Here is a 22,799-nt window from a genome sequence, read left to right as displayed (position 1 = left end):
GCATGAGCAAGCAATTCTTCGGTACCGACGGCATCCGCGGCCGCACCAACGCGGGTGTGATGACAGCGGCGATGGCCATGAAGGTCGGGCAGGCGGCCGGCACCCGCTTCCTGCGCGGCGACCACCGCCACCGTGTCGTGATCGGCAAGGACACGCGCCTGTCCGGCTACATGCTGGAAAACGCGATGGTGGCCGGCTTTACCAGCGTCGGCATGGACGTGGTGCTGCTGGGGCCGATGCCGACCCCGGCCGTGGCGCTGCTGACGCAGGAGCTGCGCGCCGACGTCGGCGTCATGATCTCCGCCAGCCACAACCCGTACGAGGACAACGGCATCAAGCTGTTCGGGCCGGATGGCTTCAAGCTCTCGGACGCGGACGAGCTGGCGATCGAGGCGATGCTGTCGCAGGAACTGGCGCTCGCACCGTCCGAAGAGATCGGCCGTGCCCGGCGCATCGAAGACGCACGCGGGCGGTATATCCACGCGGTGAAGGGATCGCTGGCCAAGGCGATCCGGCTCGATGGCCTGAAGATCGCGATCGATTGCGCCAACGGGGCCGCCTACCAGGTCGCGCCCTCGGCTTTCTGGGAGCTCGGGGCCGAAGTGGTCGCGCTCGGCGTCAACCCCAACGGCAAGAACATCAACGCCAACTGCGGCTCCACCCACGTCGGCGCGCTGCAGGATTCGGTCGTCTCCTCGGGCGCGGACATCGGCATCGCGCTCGATGGCGATGCCGACCGGCTGATCGTGGTCGACGAGAAGGGCCAGGTCGTCGACGGCGACCAGATCATGGCGCTGATCGGCAGCGAGTGGGCCAGCCAGGGCCGGCTCTGCGGCGGCGGCGTGGTGGCGACGATCATGTCGAACCTCGGTCTCGAGCGGTTCCTGCAAGGCCGCGGGCTGGAACTTGTTCGCACCGCGGTGGGTGACCGCCATGTGCTCGAAGCCATGCGCAAGGGCGGCTACAACGTCGGCGGCGAGCAGTCGGGGCACATGATCCTGCTGGACCATGCGACCACCGGCGATGGCACGGTGGCGGCGCTGCAGGTGCTCGCCGCGCTGGTGTCCTCGGGCAAGCGGGCGAGCGAGCTGCTGCATGTGTTCGATCCGGTGCCTCAGCTGCTGCGCAACGTGCGCTTCGCCGGGGGCAGGCCGCTTGAAGCGCAGAGCGTCAAGGCGGTGATCGCCGATGCCGAGGCGTCGCTGAACGGCAAGGGCCGGCTGGTGATCCGCCCCTCCGGCACCGAGCCGGTGATCCGCGTCATGGCCGAAGGCGACGACGCCGGCGAGGTCGAAGCCGCGGTCGCCGCGATCTGCGACGCGGTCGAGAAGGCGGCCGCCTGATGCTGGAGATGCGGCCCGATTGCGAGCGCTGCGGCGCGGACTTGCCCGCCGAAGCGCCCGGTGCCTTCATCTGCAGCTTCGAGTGCACCTACTGCGCCGAATGCGCAGAGGCGCTGGACGACTTGTGCCCGAACTGCGGCGGCGAGCTGGTGGATCGCCCGACGAGATCGCGCCAGGCACAGGCCAAGAGCCCGCCTTACAACGAGCGTCAGTTCAGGGGGTGAAAACAAGGGAGAGGGGATTGCCTTGTTCGGTCGCTCCCTTTTGCACCGTCGCCCCCGCGCAGGCGGGGGCCCGCTTCCTTCAACGTCGAAAGAACAAGCGGGGTCCCCGCCTGCGCCGGGACGACGAGGGATTAGCGCCCTGTCGCTCGCTTCCCCGCCTGCGAACGGATAGTGGAGCGGAATGATCACCGCCAAGCCTCCCCGCATCCTCTCCATCGCCGGTTCGGACAGCTCCGGCGGCGCGGGCATCCAGGCCGACATCAAGACGATCACCATGCTCGGTGGCTTCGCGATGACGGCGATCACCGCGATCACCGCGCAGAACTCGCTCGGCGTGACGGCCGTGGAGGCGCTTTCGCCCGCCATGGTGGCCGCGCAGATCGACGCCTGCGTATCGGACATCGGCGTCGATGCGGTGAAAATCGGCATGCTCGGCTCGGCTGATATCGCCAACATGGTGGCGGACCGGCTGGAGGCGCTGGACGTGCCGGTGGTGTTCGATCCGGTCATGATCTCCAGCAGCGGCTCGGTCCTTGCCGATCCGTCGACGGTGGCCGCGTTCGAGCGGCTGATGCGGCTGGCGACGCTCACCACGCCCAACGTGCCTGAGCTTGCGGCGCTGGGCGGGGCCGAAGCCATGGCGACGCGCCGCGTCGTCTACCTCGCCAAGGGTGGCGACGCGCCGGGCGACGTCGTGTTCGACCGGCTCGTCCGCCCCGACGAAGCCGATCTGGAATGGAGCGCGCCGCGCATCGACACGCGGCATAGCCACGGCACCGGCTGCACGCTCTCAAGCGCGATCGCGACGGAGTTGGGGCGAGGCGTAAGCTTGCCCGACGCGATCGAAACCGGGCGGGCATACGTGCGGGCTGCGCTAGAGGCAGCCCCCGGATTTGGCGCTGGGCACGGGCCGATGGGTCACCAAGCGGCCCGACAAAAGTATCTTTAAATCAATCTTTATACACAATAGCGCCTGCCTAGAAGCGCGCATCAAGATGCCACCTCAAATTGTTGAAGCGAAACCGCAACAATATCCTAATGAGTTGGTATCGATGACGACCCATATTCAAAACGCGCGAGTACGGCTCGTATTTTAGGCGGATTTAGGGCTAAAGCCTTTCCTTTGTCTAGGCATCGGGTGATAGCCGGAGTGAATTGTTCTACAGCCTTGTTCTCGGCCTTTGACTTGGGACTAGCTTTCAGGATGGCGGCTGCGGAGCGAGGGTCGCGTGTGTTGGCGCAGAACAGGGCTGCGACCAGTGGTGGCCATGCTTGCGTTCGCTCCAGAGTTCGTTCTGATACTCCTAAAGAGTCCATCTCTTGCGGATCGAAGCCTCTGAACCTTCGGCTAATCACAGTTCTGGATGTCTTCTTGAGCTCCCTCTCCGCTATAGCTCCGCCAAGGAGTAGAATGTCGTCGGACATCAAGGCAGCCTGGTCAGCGCAGCGGCTTAGATCATGTGACATCACATAAAGCATCTGCCTTTCCTCGTCCGATCCTGGAATCGATCGGGCAAATGCCTTGGCATTGGGTTCATTGGCACGAACAAGGCACTTGGCTTGCGCGGACGTACTTTCGCGACCGATCGCTGGTGCTGCCAGAAGTAATGCTAGCCACACGCATAGCCATCTAAACTTCATATACCATCCTGTGTCATTCTTAGTATTCTTAGAGTGTCGGAACGTCCAAGGCAAATGCGGCCAGACCTTCATGGGTTACCGCAACTCAATCCCTGATCAGGCCTTTCAAGGTCTCGATCCTGTCCGCCTCATGCGCGGGCTTGTCGGTGCGGATGCGGTTGATGCGGGGGAAGCGCATGGCGACGCCGGACTTGTGGCGCTTGCTCGCGTGGATCGAATCGAACGCGATTTCCAGCACCAGCGTGCGCTCGGTCTCGCGGACCGGGCCGAAGCGGTTGAGCGTGTGCTGGCGCACGTATTTGTCGAGGAACTTCAGCTCCTCGTCGGTGATGCCGGAGTAAGCCTTGCCGACCGGCAGCAGCTCCGCGCCTTGGTCGGGGTCGCCGTCCCAGCAGCCGAAGGTATAGTCCGAATAGAACGAGCTGCGCCGCCCGTTTCCGCGCTGCGCGTACATGATCACGCAGTCGACCAGCAGCGGATCGCGCTTCCACTTGTACCACAGGCCCGTGCGCCGCCCGGCGATATAGGGCGAGTCGCGCCGCTTGAGCATGACGCCTTCGATCGCATCGTCGCGCGTGCGCTCGCGGATCTTGGCGAGATCGTCGAGGGTCTTGGCCTCGATCACCTGGCTGAGATCGAAATCGCCCGGATCGAGGCGCGGCATCAGCGCTTCGAGACGCTGGCGGCGCTGCTCCCACGGCAGCTCGCGCAAGTCCTCGCCATCGACGATCAGCGCATCGTAGAGCCGCACGAACGCGGGATAATCGGCCAGCATCTTCTTGCTCACGACCTTGCGTCCGAGCCGCTGCTGCAGTGCGTTGAAGCTGGCCGCGCCGCCTTGAGTCTTATCGTTTTCCGGGCCGCCCTGATGGCTGCCGCGCACCAGCAGCTCACCATCGAGCACGGCGGGGAAGGGCAGTGAGGCCGCAACCTCGGGGAACGTGCCGGAGATATCGTCGCCGGAGCGTGAATACACCCGCGTCTCGTCCCCGGCGCGGACCAGCTGCACGCGGATGCCGTCCCATTTCCACTCGGCGGCATAGTCCGCCATGTCGACGATGGTCTCGTCGAGCGGGTGGGCGAGCATGAACGGGCGGAACAGCGGGATGCCCTCGGACGAGGGCGCCTCCTCGCCATGCGCGGCCCAGCCAAATAGCGGCTGGTAGGGTGGGGTCTGGCCGTGCCAGTGTTCCTCCACTTCCTCCACGGTGACGCCGAAGGCCTGCGCGAAAGCGGTCTTGGCGAGGCGCGAGGAAATGCCGATCCGCATCGCGCCGGTGGCCATCTTCAGCAGAGCGTAGCGGCCGTCGGAATCGAGCCGGTCGAGCAGTTTAGGCAGTTCGGACATGACGCTGGCGCGCGTCATGTGGGCGAGCGCATCGACCGCTTCGGTGACGGTCGGCGGGTCGGGCGCGGTCTCGGGTTCGGGCCAGAGCAGGCTGGCGGTCTCGGCCGAATCGCCGACGAAATCGCGGCTGAGGGCGTAGAGCACCGGGTCGACCCGCTCGCTCAGCAGGTTGCGGATGGTGGAGCTTTTGACGGCCGGGAAATCCAGCCCGTCGGTCAGCGCCGCGAGCGCCCAGCCGCGATCCGGATCGGGTGTTTCGCGCAAGTAGTCGGCCAGCAGCTTGAGCTTGGCATTGCGGCTGCGAGTGTAGACGAGCGCATCGAGGAGGGCGGCGAAGTGTTCCATGGCTAGTCCCTCTCCCCGGACGGGGAGAGGATACGCAGCCTTGCGAGCTTGCTCGCTAGGCGCAGTTGGAGAGGGGGTCGTGCCCTCTCGCCCGTCGAACCCCCTCTCCAAGCTGCGCTAGCCCGTGACCGGGCAAGCTTCGCTACCCTCTCCCCACTTGGGAGAGGGAAAAGAAAAGCAACCTCAATCATCCTCGTCCTCGTACCCCACCAGGGCCAGCGCCTTGGCGCGCCGCTGGTGGAGCTGGCACCAGCGCAGCATCGCCTCTTCGCGGCCGTGGGTGATCCAGGTCTCGAACGGGTTCACCTCCTCCACGGTGCGGGTGAGTTCGTCCCAGTCGGCATGGTCGGAGATCACCAGCGGCAGCTCGACCATGCGCTGGCGAGCGCGCTGGCGCACCCGCATCCAGCCGGACGCCATGGCGGTGATCGGCTCGGGCAGGCGGCGGCTCCAGCGGTCGTTGAGAGCCGAGGGCGGGCAGACGACGATGTGGCCGGCGATTGCGTCCTTCTTGGCCTCGCTCACCAGTTTCAGGTCGCCGAGGTCGACGCCGAATTCCTCGTAGAGCCGGCACATTCGCTCCATCGCGCCGTGCAGGTAGATGGTCTCGTGGTGCCCGGCGCGGCGGACTTCGGCGATCAGGCGCTGCGCCTTGCCGAGCGCGTATGCGCCGACCAGCACGCAACGGTCGGGGTTGTCCGCAAGCGCCTTCAGCAGTTTGGCGACTTCGTCCTCGATCGGCGGGTGCTTGAACACCGGCAGGCCGAAGGTCGCCTCGGTGATGAGCACGTCGCAGGGCGTGACCTGGAACGGCGGGCACGTCGGGTCCGGCCGGCGCTTGTAGTCGCCGGTGACGATGATCCGCTCGCCCGCATGTTCGAGCAGGATCTGCGCCGAGCCGAGAACGTGCCCGGCCGGCAGCCAGGTGGCATCGACACCGCCGCCCAGGCTGATCGTCTCGCCATAGACAGTCGCCTGCGCGCCCTCGTCGGTCTGGTAGCGCAGCTTCATGATCGCCAGCGTCTCTGGCGTGGCGAAGGTCTCGCCGTGGCCGCCCCGCGCGTGGTCGGCGTGGCCATGCGTCACCAGCGCGCGGTCGACCGGGCGGGAGGGATCGATCCAGCAATCGGCGGGGGTGACGTGAATTCCCCAGGGCTCGGGTCGGATCCAGGAGAAGTCGCGGGCCATGGATAGAAGAATGGGGCGGAACCGGTGTGGTTCCATCCCATGCTTGAGGGCAGGTGTCAGCGCTTTGGAGTTATCAGCCCCACCCCGTCGTCCCCGCGAAGGCGGGGACCCCGCTTCTTTCCTAAAGACAGCGATGGCCGCCAAGAAAGCGTCATCCCCGCCTGCGCGGGGATGAAGAGAAAGGTCGGGCGGGAAGGGGTTGGGGGCGGGGGAGCGGGGCCGAAGGTCACGCGTCCACGCTGGCGTGGGTACACCCACCTCCCAATCCCCTCCCTCAAGGGAGGAGGAGCGAGTTACTCGTCCGAACTGGCTTCCGGTTCGGAGCCCGTCTCGGGCGCCGCCGACTTCACGGCCTTTTTCTTCGACTTGGTCAGCTTAGGCGCCGCCGGTGTCAGCTCGAACGACAGGGCGTTCTCCTTGACCGAGACGTGCACCTCGCCACCCGTCGCCAGCTTGCCGAACAGCAGTTCCTCGGCGAGCGGCTGCTTGACCTTCTCCTGGATCAGGCGGCCCATCGGACGCGCGCCATAGAGCTTGTCGTAGCCGCGCTCACCCAGCCACTCGCGCGCATCGGAGTCGAACTGGATGTGCACGTTCTGGTCCGCCAGCTGCAGTTCCAGCTGGAGGATGAACTTGTCGACCACGCGGCTGATCGTCTCCTTGCCCAGGTAGGCGAAGGGCACGATCGCATCGAGGCGGTTGCGGAACTCCGGCGTGAACATCTGCTTCACCGCCTCGTCCTGCGCATCCTCGCGGCTGACATCGCCGAAGCCGATGCCCGAGCGCGCCATGTCCGAAGCGCCCGCGTTGGTGGTCATGATCAGGACCACGTTGCGGAAGTCGACGGTCTTGCCGTGGTGATCGGTGAGGCGTCCGTTGTCCATCACCTGCAGCAGGATGTTAAACAGGTCCGGGTGCGCCTTCTCGATCTCGTCGAGGAGGAGGACGCAGTGCGGATTCTGGTCGATCGCATCGGTCAGCAGGCCGCCCTGGTCGAAGCCGACATAGCCCGGAGGCGCGCCGATCAGGCGGCTGACCGAGTGACGCTCCATGTATTCGGACATGTCGAAGCGCTTCAGCTCGATGCCCATGATCGTCGCCAGCTGGCGCGCGACTTCGGTCTTGCCGACGCCGGTGGGGCCGGAGAACAGGAACGAGCCGATCGGCTTGTCCGGATCGCGCAGGCCCGCACGGCTCAGTTTCATCGCCGTCGAGAGGACGCCGATCGCCTTGTCCTGACCGAACACCACGCGCTTCAGATCGCGATCGAGCGACTCGAGCGCCTTCTTGTCGTCCGAGCTGACCGACTTGGGTGGGATGCGCGCCATCGTCGCGATCACCGCCTCGATCTCACGCGCGGTGATGGTCTTCTTGCGGCGGCTGGGCGGCACCAGCATCTGCATCGCGCCGACTTCGTCGATCACGTCGATCGCCTTGTCCGGCAGCTTGCGGTCGTTGATGTAGCGGGCCGACAATTCCACCGCGGTCTTGATCGCGTCGGGCGTGTACTTGACCTTGTGGTGCTCCTCGAACGCGGTGCGCAGGCCCTTGAGGATCTTGATCGTGTCCTCGATGGTCGGCTCGTTCACGTCGATCTTCTGGAAGCGCCGCAGCAGCGCACGGTCCTTCTCGAAGTGGTTGCGGAACTCCTTGTAGGTGGTCGAACCGACGCAGCGGATCGTCCCGCCCGAGAGCGCGGGCTTGAGCAGGTTGGACGCGTCCATCGCCCCGCCGCTGGTGGCGCCGGCGCCGATCACGGTGTGGATCTCGTCGATGAACAGGATCGCGTGCGGCATCTTTTCCAGCTCGGAGACGACCTGCTTCAGCCGCTCCTCGAAGTCGCCGCGATAGCGGGTGCCCGCCAGCAGCGAGCCCATGTCGAGCGAGTAGATGACGGCCTCTTCCAGCACCTCGGGGACGTCGCCCTCGACGATCTTGCGCGCCAGGCCCTCGGCGATGGCGGTCTTGCCCACGCCCGGATCGCCCACGTAGAGCGGGTTGTTCTTGGAGCGGCGACACAGGATCTGGATCGTGCGGTCCACTTCGGGGCCGCGGCCGATCAGCGGATCGACCTTGCCCGACAGCGCCTTCTCGTTGAGGTTGACGGTGAACTGGTCGAGCGCGGTTTCCTTCTTGTTGCCGCCCTTGCCTTCGGACTTCTCTTCCGAAGCCTTGGGTTCCTCGTCCGAGCCCTTGGGGCTCTTGTCCTCGATGCGGCGGCCGCCCTTGCCGATGCCGTGGCTGATGTAGCTGACGGCGTCGAGGCGGCTCATGTCCTGCTGCTGCAGGAAGTAGACGGCATAGCTGTCCCGCTCGGAGAACAAGGCGACCAGCACGTTGGCGCCGGTCACGGTGTCCTTGCCGCTGGACTGGACATGCAGGATCGCGCGCTGGATCACGCGCTGGAAGCCGGCGGTCGGGGCGGGATCGCCCTTCTCCTCGGTCTTCAAGGACTGGTATTCCTGGTCGAGGTACTGGCGGACGACATCGCCCAGATCGCCAAGGTCGACCCCGCATGCGGTCATGACCTGCGCCGCATCGGTATCGTCGATCAGCGCGAGCAACAAGTGCTCGAGCGTCGCGTATTCGTGGCTGCGGTCCGACGCATGCGACAGCGCGGAGTGCAGTGTCTTCTCAAGGCTTTGCGCGAAACTTGGCATTAGCGTTCTTTCGTTGGAATGCTTGCGCTCCTTGTCGGGCAGAGCAGTGAGGGAAGGCCCGAAGGTAAGCGATCGATTGCGACCGATATAGGAAGCGTGTTCCGCGTTTCGAGATAACGCGTCCTTGTAAAACTCCGGCCGCTCAAGGCTGTTTCGGCCTGAAGAGCGATTCCGCCGCAGCCATGTGTGCGGTCGTCCTGCTCCGGTGGTTCCCGATCCGGCCGATTTCGGCCTCGAGCAGCGCGACACGTGCGTCGAGTTCGTCCAGCGAATAGCTCTCTAGGCTCTCGCTGGCGAGGAGGCTGGCGGCACCGAAGTTGCCCTCGGTCGACCGTCGCCGCGGTCGCTCGTCATCGTCCATTGCAATGCAGCATCGGACTCGTTTTCGTGCCTGTCAACTGCCCCGATTTGTGTTCTCGCTTGCCGCCGCATTGTGGCAACACTTGCGGCATGACCCAGGTACTGCCCGAGCACATGACAGCCATCGCCATCGACGCTCCGGGAGGGCCAGAGGTGCTGGTTCCGCGGGAGGTGCCCGTGCCGCGGCCGGGTCCCGGCGAAGTGCTGATCAAGGTCGCCTACGCCGGGGTGAACCGGCCGGACGTGCTGCAACGTCAGGGTAATTACCCCGCGCCGGCAGATGCTTCGCCGCTGCCCGGACTCGAGGTGGCGGGCAGCGTGGCGCTGCTTGGCGAAGGCGTGACCACGCTGCTGCCCGGCGAGCGGGTCTGCGCGCTGGTGGCGGGCGGCGGCTATGCCGAGTACTGCATCGCCGACGCGGCGCAATGCCTCCCCGTGCCCGAATCGCTGCCGCTGGCGCAGGCGGCGGCGCTGCCCGAGGGCCTGTTCACCGTCTGGCACAACGTCTTCGAGCGCGGCTGGGCGAGCGAGGGCGAGACGATGCTGGTCCACGGCGGCACCAGCGGCATCGGCACCATGGCGATCCTGCTGGGCAAGCTGTTCGGGCTGACCGTGATCGTCACTTGCGGTTCGCCCGAGAAATGCGAGCGGGCGCGGGAGATCGGCGCCGACCATGCGATCGACTACAAGGCGCAGGATTTCGTGGAGGAGGTGGCACGGATCACCGGCGGCCGGGGTGTCGACCTGGTGCTCGACATGATCTCGGGCGACTATGTGCCGCGCAACCTGAAGTGCCTGGCCGAAGACGGGCGGCATGTGACGATCGCGGTGCTGGGCGGCGCGAAGGCCACGCTCAACATGGCGGTGGTGATGAGCCGCCGTTACACCCTGACCGGCTCGACCTTGCGGGCGCGCTCCAGGGAGTTCAAGCGGCTGTTGGCCCAGGAGATCGCGGCGCAAGTCTGGCCTCATGTCGAGCGCGGCGAGCTGCGCCCGGTCATGGACGCCTGCTTCCCGCTTGCGCAGGCGAGCGAAGCGCACCGGCGCATGGAAGCGGGCGACCACATCGGCAAGATCGTCCTGGAGGTATGACGCACAAGAAGCTGAACCTGCCGACCAAGACCTGCGCCGCCTGCCAGCGCCCCTTCGCCTGGCGCAAGAAGTGGGAACGCGACTGGGAGAACGTGAAGTTCTGCTCGGACCGGTGTCGGCGGGAAGGGGCGAAGGGGTGAACAGTTATGCCGGCTTGCGGACATTTGGCTTTGGCGCGACTGTCCAAGCATGACCGATCTGCCAACTCTCTTGTGGCCGCATCTGCGTGTTGAACTGACACAGTATCTGGCCGAACTAACCGCAGACGACCCTAAAGCTTTGTGGCAGGAAGCGCGTCAGCTTGGGCTGGTGTCCGGCATAGATCAAGTGTTCCATTTCTTCTTCGACGACCATGACTTCGACAGGTCGGCAGTAGGATACTCACTTGTCAGCAAAGCCGAAGTTCAGTCGATCGAGGCGGTGAAGCTGGCGTTGGAGGCCATTCTCGATCTGGTTGGCGACGCAGGAGACGATGACTTCGTGTGCCATCCATTATGGGGTGAGGTCAGGCGAGCGGCAGCAGTTGCGAGTGACCGTTTAAACGACGGGGATGATGTCCGCTGACCACCCTTACCGGACGTCGCCCCGGACTTGATCCGGGGCCCCGCTGTTTTTCTGCGCGGCCACCGAGGAAAAGCGGGATCCCGGGTCGAGCCCGGGATGACGAAGCGGATGTGGCGGAGGATGCTCCGCCTCGCGTGTCCGCCTCTTTTCGAACGCTCTGCAGCAGCACCTGTAAGCCTCTTCCGTCCGCCGCCATCCGCCGTATAGTCTGCGTTCAACGGAGGGGCTGGATGGACAAGCTGACGCTTCACGAGGACCCGCGCAGCGGCCATTGCTACAAGATCCGGCTGACGGCCGCGCTCCTCGGCCTGCCGCTGGAGCGGCGCATGTACGACATCATGCGCGGCGATACGCGCAAGCCCGAGTTCCTCCAGACCGTCAACGCCAACGGCCGCATCCCGGTGCTGCAGATCGGCAAGCGCTTCCTGCCCGAGAGCAACGCCGCGTGCTGGTACCTGGCCGAGGGCAGCAAGCTGATTCTGAGCGACCGCTTCGAGCGCGCGGACATGCTGCGCTGGATGTTTTTCGAGCAGTACAACCACGAGCCCAACGTCGCGACGCTGCGCTTCTGGCTGCTGTTCGTGGGCGAGGGCAACCTGTCCAAGTTCCAGCGCGACCAGATTCCGGCCAAGCGCGCCGGCGGCGAGGCGGCACTGGCGATGATGAACGATCATCTCGCCCAGCATGACTGGCTGGTGGGCGGCAAGGTCAGCCTCGCCGACATCGCGCTCTATCCCTACACCCATGTGTGCGAGGCGGGCGGCTTTCGCCTGCGCGACTATCCGGCGGTATGCGGCTGGTTGAAGCGGATCGAGAAGCTGAAAGGCTACGTGCCGATGGATTGAGCACGTGTTGGCACCCCAAACCTCGTCATTCCCGCGAAGGCGGGAATCCATCTCCAGTTAGCTCCTTTTACGAGAGGTCAGGCGATGGATCCCCGCGTTCGCGGGGATGACGAAGAAGTAGGGCCGGCGTAGTAGGGACCGGCGTCATGCAGCGCGTCGACGACACCGCGCTTGCCGAATCCGGCGCGATTGCCTAAATCAACCCAGTACGGCCGCTCCGCAAGGGGCGGCCCTTATCGTTTTTGCGCCGGGCGCTTGTGTTTCGTCCGGCTTCGATTGGGACCAAGAGACATGAGCCAGCCCACCCCGCTGATGCCGCACGCGACCGCCTCGTGGCTGGTCGATACCACGGGCCTCACCTTCGAGCAGATCGCCGAGTTCTGCGGCCTGCACATCCTGGAAGTCCAGGCGATGGCCGACGATCTCGCCTCCAGCAAGTACACCGGCCGTGATCCGCTGCGCTCGGGCGAGCTGACGCAGGAAGAGATCGAGAAGGGGCAGGCGGACCCCAACTACAAGCTCAAGATGCACAAGGCGCCGGTCAACGTCAGCCGCACCAAGGGCCCGCGCTACACCCCGGTGTCCAAGCGCCAGGACAAGCCCGACGGCATCGCCTGGATCCTGCGCCACCACCCCGAGGTTTCGGACGCGCAGATCGGCAAGCTGATCGGCACAACCCGCAACACCATCGCCGCGATCCGCGACCGCAGCCACTGGAACATCGGCAACATCACGCCGAAGGACCCGGTGACGTTGGGCCTGTGCTCGCAGCGCGAGCTCGACGGTATCGTCGCCAAGGCGGCCAAGAAGGCCGGCATCGAGGACGACGGCCGCGACGACGAGCGCCTGGGCGACGATCGCCAGGCCCTGCTCGAGGAGCTGCGCCAGGAGCGTGAGGACGCGCGCGTCGCCGCCAGCGAAGCCGCGCAGGAAGCCGAGGCGGCGGCCTGGCTCGAAGCCAAGCGGGCCGCCGAAGCGGAAGAACGCCGCGGGTAAGGTGGGCGCGGAGCGTTCCTGCCTTACATCTCCTCTCCCCGGCGGGGAGAGGTAGCGCAGCTTAGCGCATAGCGGTTAACGGAGCTGGGAGAGGGGGTTCTGCGGTCGAGAGGGCACGAACCCCTCTCCAACTGCGGCTAGGCTCTGCGAGCCAAGCCTTCGTATCCTCTCCCCGTCCGGGGAGAGGGCAACGTTCGAGACAGGGTGTTCAGGGCTCACGGTCCGGCTGGGATCAAGCCCAAACCCGTCGCCCCCGCGCAGGCGGGGGCCCCGCTTCTTGAAGCAGGCAGTGCGCAAGAAGGAACAAGCCTCACCCCCGCCTGCGCGGGCGTATTGAGGCTACAGGATCAGAGTCGATCGACGTGCGGCAGGCCGGCAGTCCCGGCCGCCGCCAAGCTCAGTCCTGCTCGAGCTTCTGCGCCGGCGCGGCCAGGACTAGGCGCTGCTCCAGGCTTTCGCCCGAACGCGAGACGGACGGGCCTTGTCCCGTGCGCGGGGTCAGGCGGCCGTCCAGCTGCGCGCCCTGCTCGATCGTCAGCGCATCGTAGACGATGTCGCCACGGATGCGCGCGGACTTGAGGATCACCACGTCGCGCGCCGTGACCGACCCGTCGACGTGGCCGGCGATGCGCGCCGATTCCGCCGTGATCGCGCCCACCACTTCGCTTCCTTCGCCCTGGATCAGGGCGGTGCAGGTGATGTCGCCCTCCACCCGGCCCTCGACATGGAGGTCGGCGGTCGCGCTGATGTTGCCCGAAATCGCGGTGTCGCCGCCCAGGATGCTGGTGGTGGATCCGTGGATCGGACGGTGGCTGCCGAGCGGCTTGGGCATCGTGGTGGGTGTCCTCGGTGTTATCATTTTCAAGCGCCTGACAGCTTATTTCTGAACTTCAGCTTGCGCTCTTCGCGCGGCATCCAGAAAGAGTCGCGGGTTCACCGGCTGGTCGTTGACCCGCACTTCGAAGTGGAGGTGCGGCCCCGTCGAGCGGCCGGTGCTCCCCATCGCGCCGATCCGGGTGCCGGGCTCCACCATCTGGCCGACCCGTGTGCCGAAGCCCGACAAGTGAGCATAGCGCGTCACCAGGCCGTTGCCATGCGTGATCTCGATGCAATTGCCATAGCCCTGCTTCTGGCCGACGAAGGTCACGCGCCCGCGTGCGGCGGCATAGATCGCCGATCCCATCGGGCCCGGGAAGTCGAGCCCGGCATGGAACGCGGCCCCACCGTTGAAGGGGTCCGCTCGGTAGCCGAAGCTGGAGGAAACGTAGGCGACGTGTGCGGGCTGAACCTGCGGCACGCTGGCGAGCCCGGTGACGAGCGCATCCATCCGCGCCAGGCTGGCACCCAGGCGCTTGAACTGCGGGTCCAGCGAACCGTCGCGCCCGGTGGCGAGGCGCAGCAGCGGACCACCCTCAGCCGCGTGGGGCGCCATCATCGCCCGCGGGTTCAGGCCCAGCGCGCGGATCGAATCGGCGGCACGGGTAGCGCGGCGATCGGCATAGCGGGTCAGGCGATCGACGAAGGCGAGCTGGTCGGATTCCAGCCGCGCCAGCGATGCGGCTTCGGGCAGGGCCATGCTGATCTTGCGCACGGCGGCTTCGGGCTTCGCATCGGTCCGGGCGGGGGTGCTGCCATCTGTGTCGCCGGCGTCCTCGGGCAAGTCGCCCAGGTGCGCCTCGACCATGCGCTGAATGAATTCCTGGCGGCGCGCGAGATCGGCAGCGACCGCGTGAACGTCGCGGCGATACGCTTCGACCCGGCTCTGCGCGCTGGCGACCCGCGCCTCGCGTGCCTGCAGTTCGCCTCGCTCGCGAGAGGCGGACCATTGCGACAGCGTGAGCCCGACCATGGTCACCAGCCATGCGGCCAGGACCACCACCACGCCCAGCGCCGCGAGTGCCTGGACCTTGGTCGACAGCTTGATAAATCGGACCTGCCCCTGCGACCGCATGAAGAACTCACGGTCGGGGAAGAGGGTCCGCAGGCGCGACTGGAGCGCGCCGGCGGTTGGCATTTTCAAATCGACCCCGCTTTTGGAAAGCTGTTTAGTTGGCGCCGCCCCTAGCCACACAGTGTCACAAAGGCGAATCCACCTGCCTTGTGCAAGTGCGAAACGGGGGTGAGTCGAACCCAGAGCGGGACGAGCGGAGTTTGGTGCGGGAACGGTTCGTGCGGTTCGCAGCGAATCGTTGCATCCATGTTGCTCCCGTCGCGTGCGATGCGGTGACAGGTTCGCTCCGCGGTGATACTCGGCGGCCATGAACATGGAGAGCCCCATCACGGAGTCGCCCGAGGTGCTGGTTGCACGCCTCGCCAAGGCCGGTCGCGAAGCCCAGCGCGGGCTTGCGCTGCTCCCGGATGCGCGCAAGGCCGAGGCCCTGCGCGCCGTCGCAGTCGCGTTGCGCGAGGACGAGGGGCCGATCCTGGAGGCGAACGCGCGGGATGTCGCGGCGGGTGAGGCCAAGGGGCTGACAGACGCGTTGCTCGATCGGCTGCGGCTCGATCCCAAGCGCCTGGCCGGGATCGCCGACGCCGTGGAGCAGGTCGCGGCGCTGCCCGATCCGGTGGGTCAGGTGATCGACCAGAGCGAGCGGCCCAACGGCCTCAAGCTTTCGCGCGTGCGGATCCCCATCGGGCTTATCGGCATCATCTACGAGAGCCGGCCCAATGTCACCGCCGACGCGGCCGCGCTGTGCCTGCGCTCGGGCAACGCCGTGCTGCTGCGTGGCGGCAGCGAAGCGCTGCATTCCAACCGCGCGATCCATGCCGCCTTCGCGCGCGGGCTGGAGAGCGTGGGCGTGCCCGCCGATGCGGTGCAGTTGGCGCCGACCCAGGACCGCGCGCTGGTGGGCGCCATGCTGACGGCGGCCGGCCTCATCGACATGATCGTGCCACGCGGGGGCAAGAGCCTGGTGGCGCGGGTGCAGGCCGACGCACGCGTCCCGGTGCTCGCCCACCTCGACGGCATCTGCCACACGTACGTCCATTCCTCGGCCGATGCGGCGATGGCGCGGGCCTTGGCCCTCAACGCCAAGATGCGTCGCACCGGCATTTGCGGGGCGATGGAGACGCTGTTGATCGACGCGCAGTTCCCCGATGCGGTGGCGCTGGCGGGCGATTTGCTCGACGCCGGCTGCGAACTGCGCGGCGATGCGCGGGCGCAGGCGCTCGATCCGCGGATCGTGACCGCGACGGAAGAGGACTGGGACACCGAGTACCTGGACGCGGTGCTGGCGGTGGCGGTCGTCGACGGGCTGGACGCGGCGATCGAGCACATCGCCCGGCACTCTTCGCACCACACTGACGCGATCGTTACCGGCGACCATGCGGCGGCCGAGCGCTTCCTGGCCGAAGTCGACAGCGCGATCGTGATGGTCAATGCCTCCAGCCAGTTCGCCGATGGGGGCGAGTTCGGCCTCGGCGCCGAGATCGGCATCGCCACCGGCCGCCTCCACGCGCGCGGCCCCGTCGCGCTGGAGGGTCTGACGACTTACAAGTGGCAAGTGCGTGGTACCGGACAGGTGCGGCCTTAACTTGGTTCACGCGGAGGCGCGGAGACGCGGAGGAGTAGCGCCTGTCCGTCAGGCCACTGTCATGCGCGCCTCGTCGCGCTTTCCGCACGCAGGCAGGAGAAAGCGGCTTCGCCGCGAAAGCTACCCCTTTGCGCCTCTGCGCCTTTGCGCGCGTTCCACTTGCTTCCTCTTCCTCCGCGTCTCCGCGCCTCCGCGTGAAACCTCATGAGCGGCATGCCGACCGCCCTGCTCGGCGGCAGCTTCAACCCAGCGCATGGCGCCCATCGCAAGATCTCGCTGGAGATCCTGCGCGCGCTGGAGCTGGCGGAGGTCTGGTGGCTCGTCTCGCCGGGCAACCCGATGAAGCCACGCACCGGCATGGCGCCGCTGTCCGCCCGCGTCGAATCGGCGCGGCGGCAGGCTCGCCGCGCGCCGATCCGGGTCACCGCGATCGAGCGCGAACTGCGCACGCGCTACACTGCGGACACCTTGCGCAAGCTCGTCCGCCGCTACCCCCGGCGGCGCTTCGTATGGGTCATGGGCGCGGACAATCTCGCCCAGTTCCACCGCTGGCGCGACTGGCGGAGGATCGCGCGGATGATGCCGATTGCGGTGGTGGCGCGTCCGGGCTATGATGACGCGGTCTTCGCGAGCCCCGCGATGGCCTGGTTGGGACGGTACCGGAAGCCGCCCGCCTGCTTGAAGTTCCGGGAAACGTGGAGCGCCCCGGCGCTGTTGACTTTGCGTTTCGATCCTGACTCGCGTTCGGCCACGGCGATCCGCCAAGCCGATCCGGACTGGGCCGACAGGCTGCCGCGCCGCGATGTGCGCGACCAGGTCACGCATCACATCATTCCCGGAGACGCGGCTTGAGCCGGCCGGTTGCTCTTCACCGATGCAGCCACCATTTCACTTCGATGATAACCGCTTACGCCCACCGGATCGGCCGCGCGCACTGTGCTCGTGGCCGGCGCATATCAGCAGAGAGGAGCTGACTAACCTTAAGATGCCCCAGGCACACCTAGAGCCGGTTCGCACCGGCACCGCGAACCCCGGACAGGCCTCAGCGGTCACCGGATCGGATGACCCGCTACTCGCGCTCGTCCTGCACTCGCTCGACGAAGACCAGGCCCAGGACGTGGTCGTCATCGACCTCGAGGGCAAGTCGAGCATCGCCGATCACATGGTGATCGCGTCCGGCCGCTCGAGCCGCCAGGTCACCGCGATCGCGCAGAAGCTTGCCGAGCGTCTCAAGCACGGCGGCCACGGCCATGCCCGCATCGAAGGCCTTCCCGCAGCCGATTGGGTGCTGGTCGACGGCGGCGGCGTGGTCGTGCACGTGTTTCGCCCCGAAGTGCGCAGCTTCTACAACCTGGAGCGCATGTGGGGCTTCGGCGAAGGCAGCGCCGGCGCGGCCTGATCGCTCGATCCTCTCCCGTCGGGTCCGCGCGGGCCAGAAAGGAGAGGATATTGAGCCTCGCCGGACGCGCATGGTAGCGCTACGAACGCGCGATGCTGTTGCACATCATCGCCCGGGGTAAGATCGCGCGCTCGCCGGAGGCCGAGTTGGTCGATCGCTATGCCAGGCGGTTGACCTGGCCCTTCCGACACACCGAATTGCCCGATGTCGGTGGCCGCGTGCCCCCACCGGCGCAGACGCCTTCGCGCGACGTGCTTCTGGACGAACGCGCCAAGCCGCTGTCCTCGGAAGACTTCGCCGCGCTGCTCGGACGCTGGCGCGACGAAGGCGTGCGCGAGGCGCGGTTCCTGATCGGCGCTGCCGATGGTCATGGCGACACGGCGCGCGGCGGGGCGGACCTGCTGCTCGGCTTCGGTGCGATGACCTGGCCGCACCTGATGGTCCGCGCCATGCTCGCCGAACAACTCTGGCGTGGGACCAGCATCCTGGCTGGCCATCCCTACCATCGGGCGGGGTGAGGGGTGCTTTGCGTTCGCAATCGTTTGAAGGACCGTCAGCCCCCCTCCCTGGCGGGGAGGGGACGGGGGTGGGGGAGCGAGGCCGCCAGGGCTCGCGTCGACGCTGGCGTGGGTACACCCCCCTTCCGACCTCTCCCCTCAAGGGGGGAGGAGCGAGTGCGCCGGACAAGATGGCGCTTTGCATTCGTGTTCGGCTTCCTGTTTGCCGCACTTACCACTGCCATCGCCGGTCTCCATGCCACTGCGCAGGAGAGCCCCGCTTCCGCACCCGCCGACGCCGCGCAGACGCGCCGCGAACTTGCCGCGGCACAGGCGCAGGGTTCCGCCGCGAGGGCCCGCGCCGAAGCGCTGGAGGCGCAGGCGCGCGCCGTGACGCTCCAGGCCGATCGCACCGCCCGCGAGGCGGCGGCGCTCGCTGCCCGCGTGCAGGAGACCGAGGCGCAGATCGCGGTGCAGGAAGCGCGGGTGGCGCTGATCGCCGCCGCTCGCGAGCGCCTGCGCGCGCGCATGGCCGAGCGCCAGGCTCCGCTCGTGCGGCTCACCGCCGCGCTGCAGCGCCTGTCGCGCCGCCCCCCGGTGCTCGCGCTGCTGCGGCCCGGCTCCTTGCGCGAACTGGTGACGATGCGCGCGCTGCTGCAGACCATGTTGCCCGAAGTCGAGCGCCGCACTGCGGCCTTGCGGACAGAGATCGCGCGCGCGCGCCAGCTCGAGCAGGTCGCCCAGGCTGCCTCGAACCAGCTGCGCGCGGGCGAGAACGCCCTGCGGGACAAGCGCCGCCAGCTCGCCGCCGTCGAAGCGCGCCAGCGCCTGGCCAGCCGCGCCGCAGCCGGCATCGCCAGCCGCGAATCGGACCGGGCGCTGATGCTGGCCGAGCGCGCGCGCGACCTTGGCGATCTCATCGGCGCGATCGGCCGCGAGGGCGAACTGCGCGCGGCGCTGGCACGCCTGCCGGGGCCGATCATGCGTCCGCCACGCCCGGAGGACTCGCGAGTGGTCGAAGCGGAGAGCTTCTCCGCGCCGCCGCAAGGCCTGCCGACCTGGATCCTGCCGCTTACCGGTCGCCTCGTCACCGGCTTCGGCGAGGAAGGCCCGGGCGGCGCCGGCCAGACCCGCTCGCGCGGAGTTGTGCTGGCGACGCGATCCAATGCGCAGGCCGTGGCGCCCGCGCCGGGCCGCATCGCCTATGCCGGGCCATACCGGGGCTACGGCCAGATCGTGATCGTCGAGCACGACGGCGGCTGGGTCACGCTCGTGACCGGCCTCGCGCGGCTGGATGTCGGTGTCGGCGAGCAAGTGGTCGCCGGCTCGCCGCTCGGCACCACCGGGCCGGGCCGCCCTCGCGTCGGGGTGGAACTGCGCCGCAATGGCGAGCCGGTGAACCCGTTGCAGTACTTGCGGTCGTTGTGACTGGATCCTCCCCGTACAGAGGAGGATCTGAGCTCACGGACTGGCTATCGTGTGGAACATTCACTATTATGTTGAAATGACCGGCGGCCAGTTCGACCGACCGGATTCACGACAAGAGGCTCACCGGCCCACATGCCCCTTTCCAAGACGCTCTCCCCCTTCCTGCGCGCCTCCATGCTGGTCAGCGCCGTCGCGCTGCTGCCAACCGCCACCGCCGGCCTTGCCGCGGTCGATGCGCGCAGCGGGCCGCAATTCGGCAAGCTGCTGGCGATCTACCAACTGGTGAAAGAGAACTACGTCGACCAGGTCAGCGACGACAAGCTGCTGAAGGGCGCGATCGATGGCATGCTCGCCAGCCTTGATCCCCACTCGACGTACCTAGACGGGCCCTCGCTCCAGCGGATCGAGACCATGATCGACGGCAACTACACCGGCCTCGGCCTCTCGGTGGTCGAGGAGGACGGCGCGGTGAAGGTGGTTTCACCGTTCAAGGGCTCGCCGGCGGAGAAGGCGGGCATCAAGGCGGGTGACTTCATCACCCACCTCGACGGCACGCTCTACTTCGAACGCGATCTCGACGAAGCCGTGGCCAAGATGCGCGGCGCGGCGGGTACGTCCATCCGCCTGACCATCTTCCGCACTGGCCGTGACGAGCCGTTCGACGTCACCGTGACGCGCGGCGTGATCGAGCTGGAGCCGGTGACGTCCGAGCTCAAGGGCGATGTCGGCGTGATCTCGGTCAACGAGTTCTCGCGCGATGTCGGCAAGGACGTGAACACCGCGATCAACTCGCTCAAGGCCCAAGCCGCGAAGACGCCGCAGGGCAAGCTCGCCGGGCTGGTGCTCGACTTGCGCTCGAATCCAGGGGGCTCGCTGGATGAGGCGGTGGCGCTGTCCGACCTCTTCCTCGACAAGGGCGACATCGTCTCGCAGCGCGGCCGCGTCGCGAGCGAGAACCAGTTCTATCGCGCCGAATCGATGTTCCGGGGCGATGCGATCAAGGGCATGCCGATGATCGTGCTGATCGACGCTGGGTCCGCCTCGGCGTCCGAGATCGTGGCGGGCGCGCTGCAGGACCAGCACCGCGCGGTGATCATGGGCGAGCGCAGCTTCGGCAAGGGCAGCGTGCAATCGCTGATCGGGCTGGACAAGACGAGCGCGGTCAAGCTGACCACGGCGCGCTATTTCACGCCGTCCGGCCACTCGGTGCAGGAGGGCGGCATCGATCCCGACATCCGCGTGCCCCAGCTGTCCGATCCCGACGCCAAGGCGCGGGCGGAGCGAGCGGTGCGCGAATCAGACTTGCGCGGCCACCTCATCAACGAGGCTTCGCTCGACGACAAGGAGCTGGAGACCGACAAGAAGGACGACCCGCGCTTCACCGCCACGCCCGAGGATTTGAAGAAGCAGGGCATCAAGGACTTCCAGCTGCATTACGCGATCCAGACGCTGGATCGCACGGCGGGGCGGCCCGCGCTTGCTGCCAGGAAGTGAGCGGTGGGATCAGCGATCCGTCTGGTTTCCGCTCGGACGGGAGTGTAGGTGACGAAGGGTGACCAGGCCGAATTCTGACGAGCCCTTCCGCGCCGCGCGCTGGCTGGCGCTGCTGACCCCCGCGGCCTTGCTCGCGGGGGCCTACATTAGCCAGTACGGCTTTGGGCTGCCGCCTTGCGAGATGTGCTGGTGGCAGCGTTATGCCCACTTCGTGGCGCTGCTCCTGGCGCTGCTGGCTTTCGCGCTGCCCAAGCGGGCGGTGGTAGCCCTGGCGGCGGCGGCGATCGCTGCTGCCGGGCTGATCGGGGGTTTTCACGCCGGTGTCGAATATGGCTGGTGGCAGGGCGTCACCGCCTGCACCGCCGGCACGTTCGCCAAGGGCGGCGACCCACTCGCCGCGATCCTGGCGGCTCCTGTGATCCGCTGCGACGTGGCGCCTTGGTCGCTGTTCGGGATATCCCTTGCAGGCTGGAACTTCCTGTTCTCCGGCGCGGCTGCGCTGGCGATCGCGTTCCTGCTTGCGCGTGGAAGGAAATCCGCATGATCAAGCCCGCCGGGACCAAGTCAGAGCGCATGCTGCGCGTCGACCAGGCGGGCGAGTACGGCGCCACGCGCATCTACGCCGGGCAGCTTGCGGTCATGGGCAGCCGCGCGCCCGGCGCCGGCGAGATCGCCGGAATGGCCGCGGCCGAGGCCGAGCATCGCCAGGTCTTCGATGCCATGATCGCCGAGCGCGGCGTGCGCCCGACGCTGCTGCAGCCGGTATGGTCTGCCGCGGGCTTCGCGCTGGGTGCCGCGACGGCGCTGCTCGGACCAGAGGCGGCGATGGCATGCACCGCCGCGGTCGAGACCGAGATCGAGCGGCACTACAGCCAGCAACTCGATGACCTGGGCGACGAGGATCCGGAACTCTCCGCGCATATCGCCAAGTTCCGCGACGACGAGCGCGAGCATCATGACGCCGCCATTGCCGGCGGCGCGGAAAAGGCGCCCGCCTATCCGCTGCTGTCCGGCGCGATCCGGCTGGGTTGTCGGCTCGCCATCCGGCTGTCCGAGCGCATCTGACCTGCGACTTCGAAGATCGTGCGGGAACCAAACGCAGCGCCTTCAGCTATCATTCAATAGGCGCCGGCCCTATATGGTCGGCACGGTGCCCTCGGCGAGAGGGATGGCCTGATGGAGCTCGATGCTATGCTGCGTACCTGGACCGCCACCGCTTCCGCCCTCGCGGTTCTGGCCTTCGCCACGCCGGCCCTGGCGCAAGGCTCGTCCAGCGACGCCTCGAACGGCAACGAGCGGGTCAATCAGGTCATCGTCTATGGCGACGATCCTTGCCCCGCCTCCGCCGGCGATGAGATCACCGTCTGCGCCCGCAAGCCCGAGAGCGAGCGCTATCGCATCCCCGAGCCGCTGCGCGGCATCGATCGGCCCACGTCCGAGGCGTGGAGCAACAAGGTCATGGCTTACGAGACGGTGGGTCGCTTCGGCACCGACAGCTGCTCGCCGGTCGGCGCGGGCGGGTTCACCGGCTGCACCCAGGCGATGATCCAGCGCGCGCGGGCCGAACGCGCCAACGGCACCGACGTGAAGTTCGGCGAACTGATCCAGAAGGAGCGCGAGAAGCGTCTTTCGACGATCGATGCCACCGCCGCCGATGAACAGGCCAGTGTCGAGGTCGAGGAGCGCGCCTACGAAGCACGCCGAAAGGCCCAGGACGCGGCGGCGCAGGGGACGACGAAAGCGCCGTGAGTCGCGACACGCCACCCAACTCTTAACTTCGTCATTCCCGCCTTCGCGGGAATGACGAAGTTGGGTTGGTGAGACGTAGTTGGGGTGGTTAGG

The 22,799-nt window shown here is 67.1% G+C and carries 23 protein-coding genes; 17 read left to right on the top strand and 6 right to left on the bottom strand.

Annotated features, from left to right (window positions below; all coding sequences use genetic code 11):
• The first annotated feature begins 2 nt into the window (after positions 1–2).
• The 3 genes from glmM (at position 3) to thiD (ending at position 2,516) form a co-directional block, all read left to right on the top strand.
• Positions 3–1,343, top strand: coding sequence for a phosphoglucosamine mutase (gene glmM, locus HNO88_RS05325; protein ID WP_184243034.1), 1,341 nt, complete (start codon positions 3–5; stop codon positions 1,341–1,343).
• Positions 1,343–1,567, top strand: a complete 225-nt coding sequence (locus tag HNO88_RS05320) for a DUF1272 domain-containing protein (protein ID WP_184243033.1) — start codon at positions 1,343–1,345, stop codon at positions 1,565–1,567. The genes glmM and HNO88_RS05320 overlap by 1 nt, the downstream gene beginning before the upstream one ends.
• A 181-nt stretch (positions 1,568–1,748) precedes the next feature.
• On the top strand, positions 1,749–2,516 hold the full coding sequence (gene thiD / locus HNO88_RS05315) for a bifunctional hydroxymethylpyrimidine kinase/phosphomethylpyrimidine kinase (protein WP_184243032.1): 768 nt from the start codon (positions 1,749–1,751) through the stop codon (positions 2,514–2,516).
• A gap of 777 nt (positions 2,517–3,293) precedes the next feature.
• On the opposite strand, the gene HNO88_RS05310 is transcribed toward thiD, so the two are convergent.
• From HNO88_RS05310 to HNO88_RS05295, 4 genes are all read right to left on the bottom strand, one after another.
• The gene (locus tag HNO88_RS05310; protein ID WP_184243031.1) at positions 3,294–4,901 is read right to left on the bottom strand and encodes a cisplatin damage response ATP-dependent DNA ligase; all 1,608 of its coding nucleotides are present in this window, start codon (positions 4,899–4,901) and stop codon (positions 3,294–3,296) included.
• A gap of 183 nt (positions 4,902–5,084) precedes the next feature.
• The gene (locus HNO88_RS05305) at positions 5,085–6,089 is read right to left on the bottom strand and encodes a ligase-associated DNA damage response exonuclease (RefSeq protein ID WP_184243030.1); all 1,005 of its coding nucleotides are present in this window, start codon (positions 6,087–6,089) and stop codon (positions 5,085–5,087) included.
• A gap of 293 nt (positions 6,090–6,382) precedes the next feature.
• The gene (clpA, locus tag HNO88_RS05300) at positions 6,383–8,749 is read right to left on the bottom strand and encodes an ATP-dependent Clp protease ATP-binding subunit ClpA (RefSeq protein WP_184243029.1); all 2,367 of its coding nucleotides are present in this window, start codon (positions 8,747–8,749) and stop codon (positions 6,383–6,385) included.
• Between the two features lie 142 nt (positions 8,750–8,891).
• Complete coding sequence (locus HNO88_RS05295; RefSeq protein ID WP_184243028.1) at positions 8,892–9,110, bottom strand: DUF1192 domain-containing protein; 219 nt, start codon at positions 9,108–9,110, stop codon at positions 8,892–8,894.
• Positions 9,111–9,199: 89 nt separating this feature from the next.
• Here HNO88_RS05295 and HNO88_RS05290 point away from each other — a divergent pair, with 89 nt between their 5' ends.
• From HNO88_RS05290 to HNO88_RS05270, 5 genes are all read left to right on the top strand, one after another.
• Positions 9,200–10,201, top strand: a complete 1,002-nt coding sequence (locus HNO88_RS05290; protein WP_184243027.1) for an NAD(P)H-quinone oxidoreductase — start codon at positions 9,200–9,202, stop codon at positions 10,199–10,201.
• Positions 10,198–10,341, top strand: coding sequence for a DUF2256 domain-containing protein (locus tag HNO88_RS05285; protein ID WP_184243026.1), 144 nt, complete (start codon positions 10,198–10,200; stop codon positions 10,339–10,341). The genes HNO88_RS05290 and HNO88_RS05285 overlap by 4 nt, the downstream gene beginning before the upstream one ends.
• Before the next feature lie 49 nt (positions 10,342–10,390).
• Positions 10,391–10,765: an SCO4402 family protein gene (locus tag HNO88_RS05280; protein WP_184243025.1), complete on the top strand. Its 375-nt coding sequence runs from the start codon at positions 10,391–10,393 to the stop codon at positions 10,763–10,765.
• A 230-nt stretch (positions 10,766–10,995) separates the two neighbouring features.
• Complete coding sequence (locus HNO88_RS05275; RefSeq protein ID WP_184243024.1) at positions 10,996–11,610, top strand: glutathione S-transferase family protein; 615 nt, start codon at positions 10,996–10,998, stop codon at positions 11,608–11,610.
• Positions 11,611–11,901: 291 nt separating this feature from the next.
• Positions 11,902–12,606, top strand: coding sequence for a DUF1013 domain-containing protein (locus tag HNO88_RS05270; RefSeq protein ID WP_184243023.1), 705 nt, complete (start codon positions 11,902–11,904; stop codon positions 12,604–12,606).
• 397 nt (positions 12,607–13,003) lie between these two features.
• Here HNO88_RS05270 and HNO88_RS05265 read toward each other — a convergent pair whose 3' ends face one another.
• Both HNO88_RS05265 and HNO88_RS05260 read right to left on the bottom strand, forming a co-directional pair.
• Positions 13,004–13,438, bottom strand: a complete 435-nt coding sequence (locus tag HNO88_RS05265; RefSeq protein WP_184243022.1) for a bactofilin family protein — start codon at positions 13,436–13,438, stop codon at positions 13,004–13,006.
• 45 nt (positions 13,439–13,483) lie between these two features.
• Positions 13,484–14,620 (bottom strand): M23 family metallopeptidase, encoded by a 1,137-nt coding sequence (locus HNO88_RS05260; RefSeq protein WP_221419847.1) that lies wholly within the window; start codon positions 14,618–14,620, stop codon positions 13,484–13,486.
• Between the two features lie 250 nt (positions 14,621–14,870).
• Here HNO88_RS05260 and HNO88_RS05255 point away from each other — a divergent pair, with 250 nt between their 5' ends.
• The 9 genes from HNO88_RS05255 to HNO88_RS05215 all read left to right on the top strand — a co-directional run bounded on the left by HNO88_RS05255 (position 14,871) and on the right by HNO88_RS05215 (position 22,706).
• Complete coding sequence (locus HNO88_RS05255; protein WP_376768750.1) at positions 14,871–16,139, top strand: glutamate-5-semialdehyde dehydrogenase; 1,269 nt, start codon at positions 14,871–14,873, stop codon at positions 16,137–16,139.
• A 204-nt stretch (positions 16,140–16,343) separates the two neighbouring features.
• Entirely contained in the window at positions 16,344–16,991 is a 648-nt protein-coding gene (locus tag HNO88_RS05250; RefSeq protein WP_246381189.1) for a nicotinate-nucleotide adenylyltransferase, read from the top strand.
• Positions 16,992–17,124: 133 nt separating this feature from the next.
• Positions 17,125–17,538, top strand: coding sequence for a ribosome silencing factor (rsfS, locus tag HNO88_RS05245; RefSeq protein ID WP_184243020.1), 414 nt, complete (start codon positions 17,125–17,127; stop codon positions 17,536–17,538).
• Positions 17,539–17,630: 92 nt separating this feature from the next.
• On the top strand, positions 17,631–18,056 hold the full coding sequence (locus tag HNO88_RS05240) for a 23S rRNA (pseudouridine(1915)-N(3))-methyltransferase RlmH (protein ID WP_184243019.1): 426 nt from the start codon (positions 17,631–17,633) through the stop codon (positions 18,054–18,056).
• Between the two features lie 156 nt (positions 18,057–18,212).
• The gene (locus tag HNO88_RS05235; RefSeq protein WP_312856997.1) at positions 18,213–19,463 is read left to right on the top strand and encodes a murein hydrolase activator EnvC family protein; all 1,251 of its coding nucleotides are present in this window, start codon (positions 18,213–18,215) and stop codon (positions 19,461–19,463) included.
• A 132-nt stretch (positions 19,464–19,595) separates the two neighbouring features.
• Positions 19,596–20,957, top strand: a complete 1,362-nt coding sequence (locus HNO88_RS05230; RefSeq protein WP_184243018.1) for a S41 family peptidase — start codon at positions 19,596–19,598, stop codon at positions 20,955–20,957.
• 58 nt (positions 20,958–21,015) lie between these two features.
• Positions 21,016–21,501 (top strand): disulfide bond formation protein B, encoded by a 486-nt coding sequence (locus HNO88_RS05225; RefSeq protein WP_184243017.1) that lies wholly within the window; start codon positions 21,016–21,018, stop codon positions 21,499–21,501.
• Positions 21,498–22,022, top strand: coding sequence for a demethoxyubiquinone hydroxylase family protein (locus tag HNO88_RS05220; protein ID WP_184243016.1), 525 nt, complete (start codon positions 21,498–21,500; stop codon positions 22,020–22,022). Before HNO88_RS05225 ends, HNO88_RS05220 begins: the two co-directional genes overlap by 4 nt.
• 111 nt (positions 22,023–22,133) lie before the next feature.
• The gene (locus tag HNO88_RS05215) at positions 22,134–22,706 is read left to right on the top strand and encodes a hypothetical protein (protein ID WP_246381188.1); all 573 of its coding nucleotides are present in this window, start codon (positions 22,134–22,136) and stop codon (positions 22,704–22,706) included.
• Positions 22,707–22,799: the final 93 nt, after the last annotated feature.

This window comes from Novosphingobium chloroacetimidivorans (genome assembly GCF_014204535.1).
Lineage (GTDB): Bacteria > Pseudomonadota > Alphaproteobacteria > Sphingomonadales > Sphingomonadaceae > Novosphingobium > Novosphingobium chloroacetimidivorans.
The sequence above is the reverse complement of the archived record's forward strand: the minus strand, read 5'-3'. Positions and strand labels throughout refer to the sequence as shown.